Below are 16,486 nucleotides of genomic sequence, written 5' to 3'. Positions count from 1 at the left end.
GCGCTTCGGTGCGGCGGCTGATCCTCCGAAGGTAGGTCGCGTGACGTTGCACCCCGGTGCGCAACGTTGCAGGAGGTTGCGTGCCCGGCGAACCGTCAGCGCGCTTCGAGCCGCTCGATCCGGGTGACGAGGCCCGCGCGTTTCGGCGAGCGCGCCGGCAGCATCTCGAGCGCGAGGCGCAGCGCTTCGGCATCCGCCTGTCCTTCGGGGATCTCGGCGTAGGCGAGCAGCACGTCGAGGCTCGCCTCCGACAGCATCGCCTCGCGCAGCGCAGCACGCACCGAGTCGCGGAAGTCCTCGACGCCCGGCGACGTCGACTCGGGCAGCACCGGGCCGCGGTAGGCGGTCAGCGCGACGCGGTGCGCGCCTCGGTCGAGCAGCGACAGCACGTCGTGGGCGTCCGTCTCCAGTGGCACGGGCAGACGGTACGGACGCGACTCGGGCACGAGGCTCGGAGCGTGCTTCTCGAGCACCTTCCTCAGTCGCACCATCTCGGGCCGCAGCGTGTCGGGCGAGGCGTCTGCGCCGTAGACGAGCTCGCTGAGGCGCTCGGCCGACAGGCCCTGGCGGTGCGTGGCGAGCATGAGCAGGATCGCAGCGTGCCGGGCGCTCAGCTCGATGACGGACTCCTCGTGCTCGGTCTCGGTCTCCAGCCGCGCCCGATCGCGTCCGAGCACGTGCAGGGTGGCACGGGTCGTCGGTCTGGCCCTCGTGGAGACGGATGCCGGGCGCTGCGTCTCGGCCCGTTGCCGGAGCCGAGCGACGAGCAGCTCCGACTCCACGGCGCGCGCGGTCGCATCGACGAGCAGTCTGGCCTGCGTCGACACGACCTCCTCCCCGCCGGTGACGTCGATGACGCCGAGCACGCGCTGCGTCTCAGGGTCCCGCACCGGGGCCGCCGAGCACGACCAGGGATGCACGAGCCGGTTGTAGTGCTCGGCGCCGCGGATCTGCACGGACTGGCCGAGCGTGAGTGCGGTGCCCGGCGCGCTGGTGCCCACCGCATCCTCCGCCCAGTTCGCACCGGCGACGAAACCCATGCCGTCGGTCAGCGACTGCAGCTGACGGTCGCCCTCGATCCACAGCAGACGGCCCGCCTGGTCGCCGACGGCGACGACGACACCCGAATCCTCGGCCGAGCCGGGCAGCAGAAGGGCGCGGATCATGTCCATCGCCGAGGCGAGCGGGTGCGCACGGCGGTACTCGTCGAGCTCCTCGCTCATGAGGTCGATCGGGGGGATGCCTTCGGGGCCGACGCGTCCGCGCCACGATCGCACCCACGACTCGCGCACGAGCGGACGGACCTGCTGCAGCCGCACGTCGTCGAGGTTGCCGGCGATCAGTTCCTCGTGTGCGCGCTCGATGAGGAGTCGGGAGGCCTCAGGGCCGTCACGCGACACCTGCCACGGCGCAACCACATCGTCTCCGATCGTCATCGCGGGTGGTCTCAGTGTACGAGCCGGGTGTCGCGGACGATACGGGTTGTGCGGGTGGTGTGCCAGGAGTGTTCGCGAACCCGGACGCAGCTCCCGGTCCTGCAAGCGAGCGGCGGGCTAGCCCCGAGCGGCCCACCACTCGCGGAGGCGCTGCTCCGCGGCATCCGTCCCGATGACGCCCTCGTCGAGGCGCAGCTCGAGCAGGAAGCGGTAGGCCTCGCCGACCTCGCGGCCCGGACGGATGCCGAGCACCTCCTGGATGCGGTTGCCGTCGAGCTCGGGGCGGATCGAATCGAGCTCCTCCTGCTCGCGGAGTGCCGCGATGCGCGATTCGATGTCGTCGTAGGCCGAGGCGAGCCGCGACGCCTTGCGCCTGTTGCGCGTGGTGACGTCGGCGCGGGTGAGGATGTGCAGGCGCTCCAGCTCGTCGCCGGCATCGCGCACGTAGCGGCGCACCGCGGCATCCGTCCACGCGCCCTCGGCGTAGCCGAAGAAGCGCAGGTGCAGCTCGATGAGCGTCGCGACGGTCTCGGTGGTCGCCGTGTCGAAGCGCAGGGCCTGCAGGCGCTTGCGCGCCATGCGGGACCCGACGATGTCGTGGTGGTGGAACGTGACCGCTCCCCCGTCCTCGAGCTTGCGCGTGCGGGGCTTGCCGATGTCGTGCAGCAGTGCCGCGATGCGCAGCGGCACGTCGGGTGCCGCACCGGGATGCCGCGAGTGCTCGAGCTCGATCGCCTGCCGCAGCACGGTGAGCGAGTGCTCGTAGACGTCCTTGTGGTGGTGGTGCTCGTCGACCTCGAGGCGCAGCGCGCTGATCTCGGGCAGGAACTCGTCGACCAGTCCGGTGTCGACGAGCACGCGGATGCCGCGCACGGGGTCGTCGGTCTGCATGAGTCGCACGAGCTCGGACTGGATGCGTTCGGGGCTCACGATCGAGAGGGTGCCGCGCAGCTGCTCGATCGCCGCGGTCGTCGCGGCGTCGATCGCGAATCCGAGCTGCGCGCTGAACCGGGCACCGCGCAGCATCCGCAGCGGATCGTCGCCGAACGACACCTGCGGATCGGCCGGCGTGCGCAGCACTCCCGCGACGAGATCCTCGACGCCGCCCGTGGGGTCGATCAGCTTCACCGCCGGCACCTGCAGCGCCATCGCGTTCACGGTGAAGTCGCGGCGGATGAGATCGCCGTCGATCGTCTCGCCGAACTCGACGGTCGGCTTGCGGGTCACCCCGTCGTAGCTGTCGGCGCGGTAGGTCGTGATCTCGACCTGCTCGCCCTGCACGCGCGCGCCGATCGTGCCGAAGGCCCGGCCGATGTCCCACTGAGCGGTCGACACGGGTGTGACGATGCGCAGGATGTCGTCGGGCTGCGCGTTCGTCGTGAAGTCGAGGTCGTGGGTCTCGCGTCCGAGGATCGCATCGCGCACCGGACCGCCCACGACGGCCAGGTCGAACCCCGCTGCGGCGAACGCGTCAGCGAGGGTGCGGACCACCGGATTCTCGGCGAGCGCGCCGAGGCGGGCGAGGCCGTCGGCCATGTTGAGCATGGGTTCCAGCGTACTCGGAGGCCTTCGGGGCCTGGAAAACGCAGACCGACGCCGACGTCAGGACAAGGCCTCAGAAGAGAGGGTTCTCGCCCTTCGCCTGCGCCACCGCCGCGGCCCTCGTCCGGATGAGGCGCAGCAGCAAGGCGCTCAACATGAAGCCGCCGACCAGCGCCACACCCATGAGGAACCAGACGCCGATCTCGGGATCGATGACCTCCAGGCCGTAGATCAACACGACGCCCAGCAGCAGGATGGATCCCTCGACGAGGGCGAACGTCACGAACAGACGCGTCTGCTTCGCCGCGTACTCCTTCTCGACCGCTCGCACCCGTGCACCGATCGACGAATCCCCCGCGTAGCTCATGCCTCCACCGTAGCGAGAAGCCGACCGGATGACGGGACTGGGATAGCCTTCACCCGAGTCCGTCCCGGTGAAGGAGAGCGCGTGCCCGCGAACGATGTGATGGCTGACGAGACCGATCGGATCGTCGCCGCGGCCCTGCAGGTCAACGGCCGCGCGTCATGGGGCGAGATCGCCCGCGTCGTCGATCTGCCCGAGCGCACGGTCGCACGCCGGGGGCAGCGCCTGCTCGACAGGGGCGTGGTCCGCGTGTCGACCTACGTCGATCCGGCCCGCGTGCTCCATGCCCGAGCGGTGCTGTTCCGCATCACGACGGAACCCCACGCGCTGTGGCACGTCGCGCGAACGCTCGCCCGCCGCGCCGACGCCTCGTCCGTCTCGGTGCTCGAGGGCAGCAGCGACATCGCCGGGATGCTGCTCCCCCGCGATGACGCGTCGATCAGGGAACTGCTGTTCACCGACTTCCCCGAGCTCGACGGGATCGCCTCGATCAACGTCACGACGGTGCTGAAGTTCTTCCGATCAGGGCACGACTGGCGCGCCGGGGTGCTGACCGACGAGCAGGCGCGGCTCCTCGATGAATCATCGGGCTCGGAGGTCGACCCGGGCGACTCGTTGAGCACCGACGAGGAAGCGCTGATCCGGCTGCTCCTCCAGGACGGGCGGATGCCGGTCGCACAGCTCGCCCGCGAACTCGGCCTCAACGTCACCACCACGCGGAGACGGATGGAGTCGCTGAGTCGTCGAGGCCTCATGCACCCCCGCACCGAGGTCGTGCCCAGCCTCTTCGGCCTGGGGCTCGAGGCGCTCGTGTGGTTCCGCGTCCCGATGGCACGGCTCGAGGGCGTGGGTGCCGCCCTGGCTGCCGCACCCGAGATCAAGTTCATCGCCGCGACGACCGGGACCTCGCAGCTGCTCGCGAACGTGCTCGTGCGCGATGCGGATGAGTTCTACGACTTCCTCACCGGGCCGACCGTCGCCGGCCATGAAGGTCTCGAGGTCGTCGAGTCCCTCGTGGTCATCACGCCCGTGCTGCGCGGGTCTCTCATCGTCGACGAGGCCCCGGATGCACTGGCGGGAGACGCCCCGACCGGCGCGCTTCGTATTTAGGCCGATTCTGTTACCGGCAGGTAACAGAATGGCGGATTAGTTCTTTTCAGCTTGACCTGATGGCGAGAAAAGGCAATCATCCTCGAAAGGGCTTTCACCCTGGAGAGGATGATCGTGTTCACGGCACACGGAGACGACTGGGCGGAACGCGCGAAGGCGCTACCGCTGCGGACGCGTATGTTCATCGACGGCACCTGGCAGGACGGATCCGCCGAGCCGCTGACGCCGGTGAGCCCCCGCGACGGTCGCTCGCTCCCACCCGTCTCGGCCGCCTCGGAGGCCGACGTCGATCGTGCCGTGCGTTCGGCCCGAACGGCATTCGAGTCGGGCGTCTGGTCGCGGCTCGCGCCCCGAGAGCGCGGGCAGCTCCTCGTCGCGTTCGCGCAGCGCATCCATGACAACGCCGAAGAGCTCGCGCTCACGATCTCGCTCGAGATGGGCAAGCCGGTGCGCGAAGCGCTGCAGACCGAGCTCCGCGCCGTGGTCACCTGCTTCCGCTGGTACGGCGAGGCCGCCGACAAGGCTCTCGACGAGATGCCCGTCACCGCGCCGAACAGCCTCGCACTCGTGAGCCGCGAACCCGCCGGCGTGGTCGCGGCCGTCGTGCCGTGGAACTTCCCGCTGACGATGACCGCCTGGAAGCTCGCGCCGGCCCTCGCCGTGGGCAACAGCGTCGTGCTCAAGCCCGCCGAGCACACCACCTTCTCGGCGCTGCGGCTCGCCGAACTGGCCCTCGAGTCCGGCATCCCCGCCGGCGTGCTGAACGTCACACCCGGCACCGGTGCGGTCGCCGGGCGCGCGCTCGGCGAGCACCGCGACGTCGACATCGTGACGTTCACGGGGTCTCCAGAGGTCGGGCGGAAGTTCCTCGGCTATTCCGCGGCATCCAACGGCAAGCGGGTCTGGCCGGAGCTCGGCGGCAAGACCGCGAGCCTCGTGCTGCCGGACGCCGACCTCGAGCGCGCCGTGCGGGCGACGGCCGACGGCTGCTTCTACAACCAGGGCCAGATGTGCACGGCATCCTCGCGCCTGCTCGTGCCGCGCGCCCAGCGCGATCGCGCGCTCGACATCGCCGCCGACGTCGCGCGCCACAGTCTCCCCGCCGATCCTTTCGACGTCGCGACGTCGATGGGAGCCATCGTGAGCGAGCGTCAGCTGGCGGGCATCGCCGGATTCGTCGAGCGCGCCGAGACCGAGGGAGCCGAGCTCGCCGCCGGCCGCGCCGAGCGGTTCGACGCGGTCGCCGGAGGGAGCTACTTCGCACCCGTGGTGCTCGGCGTGACACCCCGGCACGAGGTGGCGCAGCGCGAGGTGTTCGGTCCGGTGCTCTCGGTCATCGCCTACGACGACGTCGAGGACGCCCTCGCGATCGCGAACGGCACCGAGTACGGCCTCGCGGCCGCCCTGTGGAGCACCGACCTCAACGCCGTGCACACCCTCTCGCGGCGACTGCGTGCCGGGGTCGTCTGGGTCAACTGCTTCGAAGAGGGCGACATGACGATCCCGTTCGGCGGGGTGAAGGGGTCGGGGTTCGGGCGCGACAAGAGCCTGCACGCCATGGAGAAGTTCACCGACCTGAAGTCCACCTGGATCGAGCTGTCGTGACCCGTCCTCTCATCGGCATCACCACCTGGCGCCGCGCCATCGACACCGACCTCGGCACCGGCCGCCCCGCGCACAGCCTGGGCGCCGAGTACGCGGCTCCGATCGAGGCAGCCGACGGCGCGGTGGTGCTGCTGCCGCCGACAGCGGGCGTCGACGAGGTGCTCGACCGCCTCGACGGTCTCGTGCTCTCGGGCGGGGAGGACGTGCACCCCGCCCGCTACGGATCCGACGTGCAGCCGGGCAGGAGCTACGACCCCGCGCGCGACGCGTTCGAGATCGACCTCGTGCACGGTGCGCGGCGGCGCGGCCTGCCCGTGCTCGCGATCTGCCGCGGCCTGCAGGTCAGCATGATCGCCCTCGGCGGCTCGCTGATCGAGGACATCCCCCACACGGCCGCGCACCTGCCCGTGCGCGGAGCCGACCAGCAGCTCGCGGCCCGTCACTCGATCGCCCTCGCCGAGGGCAGCCGGCTCGCCGACCTCTACGGTACGGACGAGCGGACCGTGAACACGATCCACCATCAGTCCGTCGCCGAGCCGGCACCCGGCTTCCATGCCGTCGCGTGGGCGCCGGACGGCATCGTCGAGGCCGTCGAGGCCGACGGCGACTGGCCCTTCTGGGCCGTCCAATGGCATCCGGAGAAGATGATCGCCCCCGACGAGGCGGCGGAGGAGATGCCGCTGTTCGCGGCGTTCGTCTCGGCCGCCCGTGAACGAGCAGCGGAACACGCCGCTGCGAAGAAAGGAACACGATGACCAAGAAGGTCTTCCTCGAGTACGAGAACGGCGTCCGCGCCGTCGCCACCCTGTTCGAGGACCTCGCGCCTCGCACCTGCGAAGCGATGTGGGGTGCCCTCGAGAAGCCGGTCACCATGCAGGCCATGCACGCCATGTACGCCGGACCGGAGGTCATGGTCGGACTGCCCGAGGAGGCGCAGAACTTCGACCCCGAGAAGGTCCCCTTCGAGAACCAGCAGGTCGTGCCGGCGCCCGGCGATCTGCAGTGGTACTGGCAGCGCCCCATGCAGATGGGCGGCCTGCCGTTCGAGTGGTACGAGATCGGCGTCTTCTACGATCGTGGTGCACGTACTCTCGGGCCGCTCGGGTGGACGCCCGTCAACATCTGGGGCGGCATCACCGAAGGACTCGCGGAGTTCGCCGCAGAAAGCGCGGCGATCCGCATCGACGGAGCCAAGCAGCTCACCATCGGACGCCTCAGCTGAGCGTCGACCCCGTGCTGGACCCATCCCGAAGGAGCAGTGCATGAAAACCTCAAGAATCCTCACCACCGGAGCGCTCGTCGCCACCGGCGCTCTCGTCCTCGCCGGCTGCTCGGCGGGCGACGACGGCACAGCGTCCGCCGATAAGGAGTTCGCCGGGGAGACCATCGTGGTCACCTCGTTCGGCGGCGACTGGGAGAAGACCTTCCTGGAGGCCGTCGTCGACCCCTTCGAGGAGGAGACGGGCGCGAAGGTCGAGCTGATCACGCTGTACAGCGCCGACGCGCTCGCGCAGATCACCGCGCAGAAGGCCAGCCCCCAGATCGACGTGGTGCACTTCTCGGGCGGCCAGGAGTTCACGGCCGCGCAGGACGGTCTCCTCGCGCCGATCGCCGCCGACGACCTGTCCGAGACGGCCGACCTCGTCGACCTCGCGACCGCGGGGCTCGAGCGTGGTGAGGGACCGGTCATCCAGCTCGCCCCGATCGGTCTCGTCTACAACACCGAGTCGGGTGCCCCGGCGCCCACGTCGTGGCTCGACCTCTTCGATGAGGAGTACGCGGGCCATGTCGCGCTCACCGACTTCTCCAACACCTACGGAGTCCTCTCGATGCTCCGCGTGGCGGACGCGCTCGGCGGAGGCATCGACGACCCCTCGCAGGCGATCGCCGATCTCGGCGCCCTGGCCTCTGCGGGAGACGCGATCGTCGTGCCGACGTCGCCGGATCTGCAGACGGCCTTCGCGCAGCGCGACACATGGCTCGCCCCCTACGCGATGGACTACGCGGGCACTCTGCAGGACGCCGGTCTGCCGGTGGAGTTCATCGTGCCCGACGAGGGGGCCACGGCCTCGCTCATCACGGCGAACGTCGTCGAGGGACGCGACAACCCCGAGCTCGCGAAGCTGTTCATCGACTACGAGCTCCGCGCCGAGGCGCAGGCGCTGTTCGCCGAGAACATGCGGTACTCGCCCGTGAACACTCGGGCGGAGCTGTCCGACGACGCCGCGGATGCGGTCCTGACGGGCGACGAGCTGGAGAGCGTCGTCGTCTACGCACCGGGTGACATCGCGGCATCCCGCTCCGCGTGGACCGACGAGTGGAATGCGCTGATCACCAAATGAGCACACGAACCCGTAAGGAGCCCTGGCTCCTTCTCCTGCCGGCGATCGCGCTGCTCGCACTCGCCTTCGTCACCCCGGTGGCCGGCATGCTCCTCATGAGCGTGCAGTCGTCGGCAGGCGGGTTCACGCTCGACAACTTCGCTCGTCTGTTCACGAGCGAGTATCACCTCCAGGCGGCGCTGCGCTCGCTCCGCCTGGGGGTGATCCAGACGGTGATCACCCTCGTGCTCGCCATCCCGCTGTCCTATGTGATGGCACGCTCGGGACCGAAGGTGCGCTCCTTCCTGCTGATCGTCGTGATCCTCCCCCTCATGACGAGCGTCGTGGTGCGCACCTTCGGCTGGGTCGTGCTCATGGGGCCGGCCGGACTGATGATGAAGATCCCGGGAGCAGAATCCCTCGCGGGCGGCACCCAGGGCTTCCTCGGCACCGAGACGGGCGTCGTGATCGCAATGGTCCAGGTTCTCCTGCCCTTCGCGGTGCTCAGCATCCTCGGGGTGATCTCCGGCATCAGACCGCAGCTGGAGGAGGCCTCACGCACCCTCGGGGCGGGTTTCTGGCGCACGCTGTGGCACGTCGTCCTCCCCCTCGCGGTGCCCGGGATCGTCGCCGGCGCCTCGCTCGTCTTCGTCCTCTCGGTGAGCTCCTTCATCACTCCGCGATTCATCGGCGGCGCCCAGATCCCGGTGTTCGCTCAGACCATCTACGTCGACGCGACCACCAACCTCGACTGGTCGTTCGCTGCGGCACAGGCCGTGCTGCTGTTCGCTGGGGTCATGCTCGTCCTCGCGGCGACGTCCCGGCTCGGGAAGCAGAAGGTGTGACCATGGTCCGTTCCATCCCCGTCATCGCCAGGGTCCTCGCGATCGTCCTCGCCGTCGTGGTGACGCTGTACATGCTCGTCCCCCTGCTCGTCGTCGCGGGCGCCTCGATCGGCGAGAACCGCTTCCTGACCTTCCCTGGGCAGGGTTTCACGCTCGAGTGGTACGTCGACGCCCTCACCTCCGACACGTATCTCGAGCCGTTCCGTCTGAGCCTCGTCGTCGGCGTCACCGTCGCGGTCCTCGCGGCGGCCATCGGCACGGCGGCCGCTCTCGCACTCACGCGGTTCCGGGTTCCGGGCGGCGCCGCCATCCAGGCGCTCCTCATGTCGCCCCTCACGATCCCGACGATCATCCTGGCGATCGGCGCCCTGTCCGTGGCATCCCTCACGATCGGCTCGCCGAACGTGGGCGTTCTGATCGCGATCCACATCGTCATCGCCATCCCGTACGTCATGCGCACCGTGACCGGCGTCATGGCGCGGGCCGACCACTTCACGGAGGAGGCTGCACGCACCCTGGGCGCGAGCACCTGGAATCGCTACCGCCTCGTCGTGCTCCCCATCGCCCGCCCCGGCATCGCGGCCGGCGCGTTCTTCGCCTTCAACATCTCGTTCGACGATGCGGTCATCGCCCTCTTCCTGCGCACCCCGCAGCTCGAGACGCTCCCCATCGCCATCTACGGCCAGCTGGAGTTCAGCACGTCGCCCACCGTGGCCGCCGTCTCGACCCTGATGGTCCTGCTCACCGTCGTTCTCATGATCGCTCTCGAACGCATCATCGGCCTCGGAAGGTTGTTCGTCTGATGACCACGCTCACCATCACCGCTCTCACCAAGGACTTCAAGGGCACCAGCGTCCTCAAGGGCATCGACCTGTCGATGCGCTCCGGGGAGTTCGTCTCGCTTCTCGGCCCCTCGGGCTGCGGCAAGACCACTCTCCTGCGGTGTATCGCCGGGCTCGAGTCGCCCACCACCGGCACCATCGAGATCGCGGGAGAAGACGTCACCCGGCTCCCCCCGGAGCGGCGCCACCTCGGAATGATGTTCCAGAGCTACGCGCTCTTCCCGCACATGAGCGTGCGGGAGAACGTGCGCTTCGGTCTGCGGATGGCCGGCGACCGCTCGCGGGCGGAGCAGCGCGAGCTCGCGGGCCGCGCCCTGGAGCGCGTCCGGATGGGTCATCTCGCCGATCGGATGCCGGCGCAGCTGTCGGGCGGCCAGCAGCAGCGCGTGGCGCTGGCCCGCGCGATCGCCTTCGAACCCCGCGTGCTGCTGCTCGACGAGCCGCTGTCGAACCTCGACGCCAGGTTGCGGGAGGACATGCAGGTCGAGCTGAAGGAGCTGCACCACACGCTCGGGCTCACCACCGTCTTCGTGACGCACGACCAGGAGGAGGCGATGAGCCTCTCCGACCGCATCGTCCTGATGAACGCCGGTGTGATCGAGCAGGAGGGCGATCCGAGCGACCTCTACAGCGCTCCTCGCACGCCGTTCGCCGCCGACTTCATCGGCGCGGCGAACCTCCTTCCCGCCACGCGCGCCGGCGCCATCGCCACGGTGGACGGCACGAGCATCCGGTTGCCCATGACAGGAGCGGGTCCGGACGGAGCGGGGCAGGTGGTGCTCCGCCAGGAGGATCTGCGCCTCGCACCGACCGTCGGCGCCGACGCCCCGCTCGACGTGGAGGTCGTGGCCCGGGTCTACCGGGGCGCGGATGTCGTGTACATCGTCTCGCTCGCGGGCACCCGCCTGCGCGTCGTCCGCCCTCGTCACGAGGAGCAGATCGACGAGGGCAAGGCCGGTCTCGGATGGCGCGAGGGCGCCGTGCAGTGGATCGGCGCCGCCTGACCCCGGACCCCGCCGGACTCTCCGTCGTCGGCACCCGCGGGCACACGGGTGCGCCCGCGCGGCTGGGAGCCTAGGATCGGCCTCGTGGCGGCAGACGAGAAGCAGGGCCCCGGCGACACCTCCCGGCGCGGTTTCCTGAAGATGGGAGGGGCCGCTCTCGCGGGTGCGGTCGTGGGCGGCGGGGGCGGTGCGGCGATCGGCGCGAGCGTCGCCGGAGGCACGAGAGACGGGTTCGCCTCCGATCCCGACCCGTTCTCCGCACTCACGCCTCGCAGCGAACCCGGGTTCGACCATCTCGTCGTCGTGATGGGTGAGAACCGTTCGTTCGACAATCTGCTCGGCTATCTCTACACGGCGGAGAACCTCCCGAAAGGCCAGACGTTCGAGGGCCTCGCGTTCGGGACGCACAGCAACACGGCATCCGACGGCACCGTCGTCGACGCCCACATCTACACCGGTGACACCGACCGGATCATGAGCTACCCCGACCCGGATCCGGGCGAGGAGTACCCGCACGTCAACACGCAGATCTTCGGCACGATCGACCCGAAGGGGAACGCCGACCTCTTCGCCGAGCAGATGACCGCTCCGTTCAACGCTCCGACGCACGGCGAGAAGGCCACGATGTCGGGCTTCCTCGAGGACTACATCATCAACTTCCGCCGTCTGCGGCAGGGCGAACCTCCCCAGCCCGCCGAAGCGGCGCACATCATGGGCTCGTTCTCTCCCGAGATGCTGCCTGTGCTGTCGACGCTCGCGACGGAGTTCGCCGTGTTCGACCACTGGTTCGCGGGGGTCCCGTCGCAGACGTTCTGCAACCGCTCCTTCTTCCACGCCTCGACCTCGCACGGGTTCGTCACGAACCAGGGCGGCGCGGGCTTCGGCAAGTGGTTGTCGGCTCCGGCTGCCCCCACGGTGTTCAACCGCCTGGAGGACGAGGACGTCAGCTGGAAGATCTACATCGACAAGCTGCAGCTCGTCTCGTACACGGGGATGCTGCACGTCACCGTGCTGGAGAAGTACTGGCGCACCGAGCACTTCGGCACGATGGAGGACTTCTACGCCGACGCGAAGAACGGCACCCTGCCCGCGTACGCCTTCATCGAGCCCCGCATGGTCTACGACCACAACGACTTCCACCCGCCGTTCGGGTCTCCGCGCGAGGGCGAGGTCGACGGGCGCGAGGTGTTCGACAGCGCCATCTCCGATGTGAGAGCGGGCGAACGGCTGATCCACGACATCTACGAGGCGATCCGCACGAGCGCATCCCCGAAGGGGTCGAACGCCGTCAACACACTGCTGCTCATCACGTTCGACGAGCACGGCGGCACCTACGACCACGTTCCACCGCCCGCCGCGACCAAGCCGACGGCAGACACTGGGCCCGGGGAGATGGACTTCACGTTCGACCGCCTCGGATGCCGGGTGCCGGCCATCGCGGTGTCGGCGTACACGAGGCGGAACACGATCATCCACGACGAGATGCATCACGGGTCCGTCACCGCCACGCTGTCGCGCCTGCACGGACTGAAGCCGCTCAACGACCGCGACCAGTCGGCGAACACCCTCTTCAGCGTCGTGAACCTCGACAAGCCCCGTCATCCGGCCGACTGGCCCATCACGACGCCGTCGTACACTCCGCCGAACCCCGAGGAACGCACGCCGCAGGACGGCGTCGAGGCGCAGATGAAGCCGCTCACTCCCCCGGCCCGCGGGCTCCTGGGGCTGCTGATCGCGAAGTACGGGCGCCCCGACGAGCCCGAGCCGAAGACGTTCGCCGACGCCTACCGCCTGCTGCACGAGCACGGCGAGGAGCTGTTCGGTCCGCCCAAGAGCGCCTGACCCGGGGTCAGAGGTCGAGGACGTCTCCGAGCCAGGCGCACCTCGGCGAGACATCCCGGGCTGACCGAACCCGCGATGCCGGTGAGTCGTTCGCGTGAAACCGTCCGCGGCTGCTCGGTCATGATCCAGGAGGGACGGTCGAGCCCGCTCGGCCCTTCGACGAGTCCGCGCGGTCTCAGCGGTCGGCGTCCGTCAGGCGTCGAGGTCGCTGCCGTCACGGCGGGAGCGACGCCGCGAGGCGACGAGCAGCACGGCGCCGAGTGCGAGTACCGCGGCTCCGGCTCCTGCCCACACGAACGTCTCCGGGCCGAGACCGGTCGCGGGGAGGCGCGTTCCGGTCCCCGATCCGGGTGTCACGGCGCCCCCGCCGGCGCCCGGGGTGCCGGGGGTCCCCGGGTCGACCGGGGGCACCGCGACCGCAGCGAGCGCGAAGTCCTGGTCGACGAACGTCTCGCCTGCACCCGTGACCGTGACCGTGCGCGTCGCCGACCCGACGACCGTCGTCCCCGCGGGAGGCGTGACCGTGATCGTGTAGGTGCCGGGAGCGAGGTCTCCGAGACCGTAGTTCCCCGCGGCATCCGTCGTCAGCTGCTGCGACGTGCCGCCGGCGATCGTCACGACCACTCCCGCGATCGGAGCCACACCGTCGCCGCGCACGACGCCGTCGATCGCGCCCAGGCGCGCGAGCGTGAAGTCCACGTCGATGAGGTCGTCGGCGGCGACGCTCTCCGTGCGCGTGGTCGCCCCGGTCGCGGTGTAGCCCGCGGGGGTCGTGACGGTGACCTCGTAGGAGCCCGAGGGAAGTCGAGGGAAGGAGTAGTCGCCGTTCGCGTCGGTGACCGCGGTGAGGGCAGGACCCCCGGCAGCCGTCGCCGTGATCGTCACCCCCGCGACGCCCGTGCCGCCCACCAGCACGCTGCCGCTCAGCGTCGGGTTCTCGACGAATGCGAAGTCGACGTTCTCGAGGGGATCCTCGCTGTCGGCCGGAACGGCGATCACCTGCGTCGGATCGGTGATGGAGTAGCCGGTCAGCGGCGACACGACCACCGTGTGCCCGCCCACCGGCACGGAGTCGAAGAGGTAGAAGCCGTCGGCATCCGTCGTCGTGGTCTGTCCTCCGTCGATCGAGACGGTGACGCCGGCGAGCGCGTTCCCGTCGTCGTCGGTGACCCTGCCCGACACGGCCACCGGAACGATGTCGCGCACCTGGAAGTCGGCGACCGCGTCGGCATCCGTCAGATCCGCCTGCTGCGCGTTGGCGCCCACGGCGATCTTCCCTGTGGGTGCGACGACGCGCACGGTGTAGCCGTCGGCCGCGACGTACCCGGGGAACGTGTAGGTGCCGCCGTTCGTGGTGGTCGTGGTGGCGACCACCACGCCGTTCGCATCGGTGAGGCTGAGCTCGACCCCGTCAAGGGGTCCGTCCACGATGTCGGTCACTGTGCCCGTGATGTCACGCGCGATCGAGGCGAACCAGGTCTGGTACACCGGGAATCCGGCCCGACGCGAGAAGACGAAGCTCAGCGAGCTGATCGGTGCGGAGGGTTCGAACCAGGCCGACGCTCCGCTCGTATCGGCGGCCGCGGTGTTGCCTGTGAGCGTGAGGGTCGTCGGATCCCAGGAGGGCACGTCTGCGGCATCCCCCGTGCACGAGGGCTTTCCGGCCAGCCCGGGAGCGCAGTAGTTGAACCCGCCCTGGAACCCGAGCTGTGCCGCCGTGAGCGGCTGCCCGTTCGGACCGATCGCCTGGATGCGCACGGCGTCGGCGTCGATGTCGCCGAGCACGAACGTCCACCCCGACGACGGGGTCGGGTTCGCGAACGAGTAGGTGGTGGTGGAGGGACTCGCGGCGTTGTCCGCGCGGGGCCGCAGGTTGAGGTACTGCTGGTTGATGCTCGAGCCGTACTTCGCGCCGACGTCGGTGCTCGCCGGCAGCCACACCGACGTGCCGGGTATCACGCCCACCTGTCCGGCGCGCGAATCGCTGGTCATGGTCGCGGTGATGGCGGGATTCGCCGCGATCTCGACCGAGGTCGTGTACGCGCCGCCCGAACCGGCGAGGGGCTGCCACGTCGCCCATCTCGTGGTCGTGGCTGCTGCGGCCGGGATCGCCCCGACCAGCACGACGGCGAGCGCAAGCGCTCCCGCCAGGATTCCCCTCTTCGGCGCACGCATGCGGCCAGAGTATCGGCATACTGCACAGAAGGGGAGAGCCGATCTCAGGCCGTGACGAGGCTCAGCACGCCGGTCGCTATGAGCGTGGTGACGCTCGTCCAGAGCACGATCGCAATCGCCTGCCACAGCAGCACCCACTGCTTCGATACCCCGGTCGAGACGAGCACGGCGGCGGTGAACTGCGTCGGGAGCGCGAGCGGACCGAGAATGCTGGCGCCCGGAACACCGAACCGCACGAGGAAGCGTTTGAGGCGCTGCACTCCCTTCGACTCGGGCTTCGTCTCGGGCTCGGTCCCTTCTGCATGCAGGTCCACGGCGCCGCCCGATGCGGCCGCGACGGGCACTGCCTGCGCCCGACGTGCGCGCCGGGCGAGGATCGCTGCGCGGATCCGTGCGCCGAAGAAGACCACGAGCAGCACGGACAGGAAGTTGCCGGAGACGGCGGCGACCGCGGCCACGATCGGGTGCAGACCGGCCCAGACGCCGAGCACCGACGCCAGCTCCCCCTCGATGAAGGGGATCGCGGCGGCGAGCGCCACGATCAGGGGTTGGACGAACAGGGGAACCTCGGAGGCGAGGTTCTGCAGGAATTCGAAGACGTTCACGTTCTCTCCTCGGACGGGATTCGGGATGGTCGGCGGGCACTCCGATCACCGCTGCACACGGGCGCAGCGGGCGGGATGCCGCGGGTCAGCGGTGTGCGATGACGGTGGTGGCGACGAGCGTGTTGGTGATGATCGCGACCATGGTGCGGGTGACGGCCGCGGCCGCAGCGCCGGCGGCCCAGTCGTTGCGCTCGATCTCCTTCGCGCGCGTCGCGGTCGCTCCGGACCACGGGATCTCCCTGTGCAGCGTCGGCAGTCCACCGCTGGCCGAGACGAGCGCGATCACCGCGGCAGTCCGGGGATCGGGCTGCTCTCCGTCGACGAGTGCGCGACGCATGGCGTCGATGATCTGAGCGCGTCGGCCCGTGTCGCCGTCGGTGAGCCTGGTCGTCGGAAACACGCCGAGGGCACGATGCGCGGTGCGGCCCAGGTGTCCATGGTCCACGAGACGGTCGAGCAGCGGAGCCCGGAGGTTCGGTCCGATCGCCGCGAGCACCCCCTGCACCTCGCGCGGCTTCTCCGAGACGTAGTCCCAGGCCGGTCGCAACAGCTCGTCGTCGGGCGCATCGCCTGCGCTGTGGATGCGCACGCCGCGGATGCCGGCGTCTTCGCTCGTGGCGCGTCCCGCCTGTGCGAGGTCGGCGAGCACGGCGCCGCCGAGCACGGAGAAGAGGGTGTTCTCTCCGGCGATCGTGCCGGAGGAGGGGTCGAAGAGCGCGAGGAGCACGTCCTCGGCGAGAAGGGTGCCGGTTCGCTGCTCCTGAAGGCTGTCGTCGGTCATGCGAACCATATTAG

The 16,486-nt window shown here is 69.8% G+C and carries 16 protein-coding genes; 9 read left to right on the top strand and 7 right to left on the bottom strand.

Annotation, left to right across the window (positions count from 1 at the left end; all coding sequences use genetic code 11):
• Positions 1–95: 95 nt before the first annotated feature.
• The 3 genes from RAC69_RS10120 to RAC69_RS10110 form a co-directional block, all read right to left on the bottom strand.
• Complete coding sequence (locus RAC69_RS10120; RefSeq protein WP_375086731.1) at positions 96–1,418, bottom strand: GAF domain-containing protein; 1,323 nt, start codon at positions 1,416–1,418, stop codon at positions 96–98.
• Between the two features lie 135 nt (positions 1,419–1,553).
• On the bottom strand, positions 1,554–2,981 hold the full coding sequence (locus RAC69_RS10115; RefSeq protein ID WP_375086706.1) for a CCA tRNA nucleotidyltransferase: 1,428 nt from the start codon (positions 2,979–2,981) through the stop codon (positions 1,554–1,556).
• 70 nt (positions 2,982–3,051) lie between these two features.
• A complete protein-coding gene (locus RAC69_RS10110) occupies positions 3,052–3,345 on the bottom strand; it encodes a hypothetical protein (protein ID WP_375086705.1) in 294 nt (97 codons plus the stop codon).
• Between the two features lie 81 nt (positions 3,346–3,426).
• Here RAC69_RS10110 and RAC69_RS10105 point away from each other — a divergent pair, with 81 nt between their 5' ends.
• The 9 genes from RAC69_RS10105 to RAC69_RS10065 all read left to right on the top strand — a co-directional run bounded on the left by RAC69_RS10105 (position 3,427) and on the right by RAC69_RS10065 (position 12,911).
• Positions 3,427–4,452, top strand: coding sequence for an Lrp/AsnC family transcriptional regulator (locus tag RAC69_RS10105; protein WP_375086704.1), 1,026 nt, complete (start codon positions 3,427–3,429; stop codon positions 4,450–4,452).
• A gap of 114 nt (positions 4,453–4,566) precedes the next feature.
• Positions 4,567–6,057, top strand: a complete 1,491-nt coding sequence (locus RAC69_RS10100; RefSeq protein ID WP_375086703.1) for an aldehyde dehydrogenase family protein — start codon at positions 4,567–4,569, stop codon at positions 6,055–6,057.
• On the top strand, positions 6,054–6,812 hold the full coding sequence (locus RAC69_RS10095) for a gamma-glutamyl-gamma-aminobutyrate hydrolase family protein (RefSeq protein ID WP_375086702.1): 759 nt from the start codon (positions 6,054–6,056) through the stop codon (positions 6,810–6,812). The genes RAC69_RS10100 and RAC69_RS10095 overlap by 4 nt, the downstream gene beginning before the upstream one ends.
• The gene (locus tag RAC69_RS10090; RefSeq protein WP_375086701.1) at positions 6,809–7,279 is read left to right on the top strand and encodes a DUF3830 family protein; all 471 of its coding nucleotides are present in this window, start codon (positions 6,809–6,811) and stop codon (positions 7,277–7,279) included. The genes RAC69_RS10095 and RAC69_RS10090 overlap by 4 nt, the downstream gene beginning before the upstream one ends.
• Before the next feature lie 40 nt (positions 7,280–7,319).
• The gene (locus tag RAC69_RS10085) at positions 7,320–8,399 is read left to right on the top strand and encodes an ABC transporter substrate-binding protein (protein WP_375086700.1); all 1,080 of its coding nucleotides are present in this window, start codon (positions 7,320–7,322) and stop codon (positions 8,397–8,399) included.
• On the top strand, positions 8,396–9,223 hold the full coding sequence (locus tag RAC69_RS10080; protein ID WP_375086699.1) for an ABC transporter permease: 828 nt from the start codon (positions 8,396–8,398) through the stop codon (positions 9,221–9,223). Before RAC69_RS10085 ends, RAC69_RS10080 begins: the two co-directional genes overlap by 4 nt.
• A 2-nt stretch (positions 9,224–9,225) precedes the next feature.
• Positions 9,226–10,026 carry an ABC transporter permease gene (locus RAC69_RS10075; RefSeq protein ID WP_375086698.1) on the top strand — a complete coding sequence of 267 codons (801 nt, stop codon included), beginning with the start codon at positions 9,226–9,228 and terminating at the stop codon, positions 10,024–10,026.
• A complete protein-coding gene (locus tag RAC69_RS10070) occupies positions 10,026–11,069 on the top strand; it encodes an ABC transporter ATP-binding protein (RefSeq protein ID WP_375086697.1) in 1,044 nt (347 codons plus the stop codon). The genes RAC69_RS10075 and RAC69_RS10070 overlap by 1 nt, the downstream gene beginning before the upstream one ends.
• An 84-nt stretch (positions 11,070–11,153) precedes the next feature.
• The gene (locus RAC69_RS10065; RefSeq protein ID WP_375086696.1) at positions 11,154–12,911 is read left to right on the top strand and encodes an alkaline phosphatase family protein; all 1,758 of its coding nucleotides are present in this window, start codon (positions 11,154–11,156) and stop codon (positions 12,909–12,911) included.
• Here RAC69_RS10065 and RAC69_RS10060 read toward each other — a convergent pair.
• The 4 genes from RAC69_RS10060 to RAC69_RS10045 form a co-directional block, all read right to left on the bottom strand.
• A complete protein-coding gene (locus RAC69_RS10060; RefSeq protein ID WP_375086695.1) occupies positions 12,854–13,129 on the bottom strand; it encodes a type II toxin-antitoxin system PemK/MazF family toxin in 276 nt (91 codons plus the stop codon). The genes RAC69_RS10065 and RAC69_RS10060 overlap by 58 nt on opposite strands.
• Positions 13,104–15,086 carry a collagen binding domain-containing protein gene (locus RAC69_RS10055; RefSeq protein ID WP_375086694.1) on the bottom strand — a complete coding sequence of 661 codons (1,983 nt, stop codon included), beginning with the start codon at positions 15,084–15,086 and terminating at the stop codon, positions 13,104–13,106. The genes RAC69_RS10060 and RAC69_RS10055 overlap by 26 nt, the downstream gene beginning before the upstream one ends.
• A gap of 44 nt (positions 15,087–15,130) precedes the next feature.
• Complete coding sequence (locus tag RAC69_RS10050) at positions 15,131–15,691, bottom strand: small multidrug efflux protein (RefSeq protein ID WP_375086693.1); 561 nt, start codon at positions 15,689–15,691, stop codon at positions 15,131–15,133.
• Between the two features lie 85 nt (positions 15,692–15,776).
• Complete coding sequence (locus RAC69_RS10045; RefSeq protein ID WP_375086692.1) at positions 15,777–16,472, bottom strand: GPP34 family phosphoprotein; 696 nt, start codon at positions 16,470–16,472, stop codon at positions 15,777–15,779.
• Between the last annotated feature and the right edge of the window lie 14 nt (positions 16,473–16,486).

The sequence above is a fragment of the Microbacterium sp. LS_15 genome (genome assembly GCF_041954735.1).
Classification (GTDB): domain Bacteria; phylum Actinomycetota; class Actinomycetes; order Actinomycetales; family Microbacteriaceae; genus Microbacterium.
The sequence above is the reverse complement of the archived record's forward strand: the minus strand, read 5'-3'. Positions and strand labels throughout refer to the sequence as shown.